Source organism: Methylobacterium marchantiae (genome assembly GCF_042679825.1).
Lineage (GTDB): Bacteria > Pseudomonadota > Alphaproteobacteria > Rhizobiales > Beijerinckiaceae > Methylobacterium > Methylobacterium marchantiae.
The window spans coordinates 1-860 of sequence record NZ_JBHTND010000084.1; the positions used below are offsets into that span (position 1 = coordinate 1).

Here is an 860-nt window from a genome sequence, read left to right on the forward strand (position 1 = left end):
CTTCGCGGCCACGAGGGTTCTCCTCTCGTCGTCGGCAACATGATGTACGTGCACACGCCCTTCCCGAACATCGTCTACGCCCTGGACCTCGACAAGGACGGCGTGATCGTCTGGAAGTACGAGCCCAAGCAGGACCCGTCGGTGATCCCGGTGATGTGCTGTGACACGGTCAACCGTGGCCTGGCCTATGCGGACGGCGCGATCATCCTGCACCAGGCCGACACGACGGTCGTCTCGCTCGACGCCAAGTCGGGCAAGGTGAACTGGTCGGTGGTGAACGGCGACCCGAAGAAGGGCGAGACCAACACCGCGACGGTCCTGCCGGTGAAGGACAAGATCATCGTCGGCATCTCGGGCGGCGAGTTCGGCGTGCAGTGCCACGTCACGGCCTACGACGCCAAGTCGGGCAAGAAGGTGTGGCGCGGCTACTCCATCGGCACCGACGAGCAGATGATCATGGATGGCGAGAAGACGACGTCTCTCGGCAAGCCGGTCGGCAAGGATTCCTCGCTGAAGACCTGGGAAGGCGATCAGTGGAAGACGGGCGGCGGCTGCACCTGGGGCTGGTTCTCCTACGATCCGAAGCTCGACCTGATGTATTACGGTTCGGGCAATCCCTCGACCTGGAACCCCAAGCAGCGTCCGGGCGACAACAAGTGGTCGATGACCATCTGGGCACGTAACCCCGACACGGGCGCGGCCAAGTGGGTCTACCAGATGACCCCGCACGACGAATGGGATTACGACGGCATCAACGAGATGATCCTCACGGATCAGAAGGTGGACGGCAAGGATCGTCCGCTGCTCACCCACTTCGACCGCAACGGCTTCGGCTACACCCTCGATCGCGCGACCGGCGA

1 pseudogene is annotated in these 860 nt (G+C 63.3%); it reads left to right on the plus strand.

What is annotated here, in order from left to right:
• A pseudogene (gene xoxF1 / locus ACFQ4G_RS21915) lies at nt 1–860 on the plus strand (lanthanide-dependent methanol dehydrogenase XoxF1); the annotation flags it as partial.